Raw genomic sequence first — 2,590 nt, forward strand, 5'->3', positions numbered from 1 at the left:
CATTATCCTTTATCGTCCTCGCATTTAGGGCAAACTGTTACTGAGTTTGCTTCAATACCATCAACATAATAGATTGTCCTATGAATGGCCCCACCGCACACTGAACATCTATCCTTGTCAATTTCATCCAGTTCATTAGCTAATGCTTCAGTATGTTTAGCAATAGCTCTAAGCTTCTGCTGCAGCCTATTTGTATCCATATCAACAGCAACTTTTACTTTGCCTTTCTCCATCCCAACTCACTCCTTCTCCATAATAAAAAGCACTCAATTGAATGAGTGCCTTGTTTTGTACCATATCGTTTATGTCAACGAAATGGTTAGGTTCAGCTTGAACCTGAGCTTAATATCGTCCTTTTCTTTATTCTCGATGATATAAATTTATCATGTCTAAATCCAAACAACACGATTTATTCCCTTCTTTTTTTCGATTTATTTTCGACTTTTTTTCGTAATAATTTCCCCATTTATTCGAACTACACAATAACGAATTCTTTTGCAATACGTTCATTTGCTAAATCCCAATATTTTTCTTCGATTTCGAATCCTATAAACCTTCGATTTGTTCGAATTGCTGCAACTGGAGTGGTTCCACTTCCCACACAACTATCCAAGATAACTTCACCCTCATTTGAATAAGTCAGTATCATATCTTTAACAAGGTCCAAAGGCTTTTGAGTGGGATGTAAATTTAATTTTTGCTTATCCGAAGGATATGTTAATACACTCCTTGGGTATCGATCAGTAGCTCCACCGCCAGAGACCTCTTTTGTTGCTTGCCTGTATATCTCACCTTTATTTTGAGTTTCTAAATACTTGGTGTAGCTGTTTACAGGTTTATGTCCAGTTGTCTTTTGAGGGTTATAGGTTGGAAGCTTTTTATAAAACACCAATATATTTTCGTGTGCTTTTAACGGCATTTTCTTTGCGTTAAAATGACCTGTTGCTGCAGTCTTTTCCCAAATCCACTCATAACGAAGTAATTTCAAGTTACTTGCTCCTAAAACCTTGTCAAAAGGAGTTTGTGCGAATAGGAGAATAGCGCCGCTATCTTTAATAATTCTTTCGTATTGCTGCCATAGAGCGTTTAAGGGAATCACTGAATCCCATTTGCAATTAGTTGTTCCATAAGGTAAATCAGTGAAGATCATATCGATTGATTTATCAGGAATCATCTCCATTCCAACTAAACAATCCATCTTGAATATCTTATTTAACTCCATAACCACCCCTCCTTTACATCACTGTTTGTGTCCACTAACCCTTAGTAATGGCAAGATTCAAGTTCAAGGCCAGTTTATAAAATGCTTTCCAACGTATCTTTGAATACTTCTTTTCGGAAATTGGAGGCTGAAATTTAAAACAATACACATTGTAATCGGACAAGTATTCCGCATCCTCAGACATATACCTTTCTTCGATAAGAAACCGTTCCATATTCGGCAGCCTTCGAACGGCCCATTCCACACGCTTGCAATAATCTCTTCTATAACGCTGCTGATCTGCATTATAGATAGCAATGGAGCCAGTTTGATCACTCGTCATATTAGTTGGACCATGAAATCTTTCCTCAGAACTTCCTGTAATGGATGCTTCACGTTCTTCAAAGATTAAGTATTTATATAAGCGATATTTCTCTAATTCAGCCTCAACGGCCCATTGAGTCGCTTTTCTATCTAATTCAGGTAATTCGAAAACCATAACTTTCCCCCATTTCTAAGGAGTACCCCGAGCCGAAGCTCAGGGCAGATAATTACTGATTGATTAATTCTTCTCCTGATTCAAGTTGACTATCTGAAACATTCACTGATCCATTGCCGTCCACAGAATACTCAATGCCTTCATGATCATCAATGCTCATTTGTCCATCTGGAGCATTATCTTTTTGCGGTTCACTCTCCATTACTTCTTTTGGAGTTTGATAAGCGTATGTTAAATCGATTAAGAAGTACTGACCGTATTTATTATATTTCTCTGTGATTTTATGCATTTGAAGATTGTTATTTTTTTTAGCATCTGAAACAATTTCCTCTGCCTCTTCACGAGTATCTGCATAATGTTGTTCCTTTTGATTAAGTTGTACTTTTGCCATTGATAATTCCTCCTATTAATAACCGTTATTTTTGATTAAATGTATAAGTGGACTAATTAGTCCTGTTTAGCGAGTTAATAAAAGTTTTCCTTTATTTATAAAGCGTTTCTAGCCTTAGATAGCCTTTCAGCAGCTCTTTCCCTTTGTTCATCTGTGTAGACCCGTTCTTTTTTCATGGAGACCTGTTTTTCCGTCAATGTTCCCCTAACGGCTATCGGTCTATCATCCTCCGATTCTAGGACGATTAGCTCTGTTAAATTAGTGAGTTTTCGAATGTGTTTCGGCACAGTAGAGTAAACAGTCCACTCGCTTGTACTATTGTCAAAAACCAATGAAGTTTCTTGTTCTTCTCGGGAATAACCCATATGTGCAAACCTCCCTTTTATTTGGGCCTATTATGAAGCTCTTTCATGGCAGCTTTATATTTTGCCTTTAATTCTGTATGAGCCTTTTTAAGTTCCTCATGAGTTTGGACATGGACCGATAATCTTGCCGCCTT

The 2,590-nt window shown here is 37.2% G+C and carries 5 protein-coding genes; all 5 read right to left on the reverse strand.

The window, feature by feature from the left end; translation table 11 throughout:
- Positions 1-2: 2 nt before the first annotated feature.
- The 5 genes from CVN76_RS09885 to CVN76_RS09905 all read right to left on the reverse strand — a co-directional run bounded on the left by CVN76_RS09885 (position 3) and on the right by CVN76_RS09905 (position 2,456).
- Positions 3-233 (reverse strand): hypothetical protein, encoded by a 231-nt coding sequence (locus CVN76_RS09885; protein ID WP_100531109.1) that lies wholly within the window; start codon positions 231-233, stop codon positions 3-5.
- 242 nt (positions 234-475) lie between these two features.
- A complete protein-coding gene (locus tag CVN76_RS09890) occupies positions 476-1,222 on the reverse strand; it encodes a DNA-methyltransferase (protein ID WP_198512500.1) in 747 nt (248 codons plus the stop codon).
- Between the two features lie 34 nt (positions 1,223-1,256).
- Complete coding sequence (locus tag CVN76_RS09895) at positions 1,257-1,700, reverse strand: ArpU family phage packaging/lysis transcriptional regulator (RefSeq protein ID WP_100531110.1); 444 nt, start codon at positions 1,698-1,700, stop codon at positions 1,257-1,259.
- 52 nt (positions 1,701-1,752) lie between these two features.
- Entirely contained in the window at positions 1,753-2,091 is a 339-nt protein-coding gene (locus tag CVN76_RS09900) for an organic solvent tolerance protein OstA (RefSeq protein WP_100531111.1), read from the reverse strand.
- A gap of 95 nt (positions 2,092-2,186) precedes the next feature.
- Positions 2,187-2,456, reverse strand: coding sequence for a hypothetical protein (locus CVN76_RS09905; protein WP_100531112.1), 270 nt, complete (start codon positions 2,454-2,456; stop codon positions 2,187-2,189).
- Positions 2,457-2,590: the final 134 nt, after the last annotated feature.

It is taken from the genome of Bacillus sp. mrc49 (assembly GCF_002803435.1).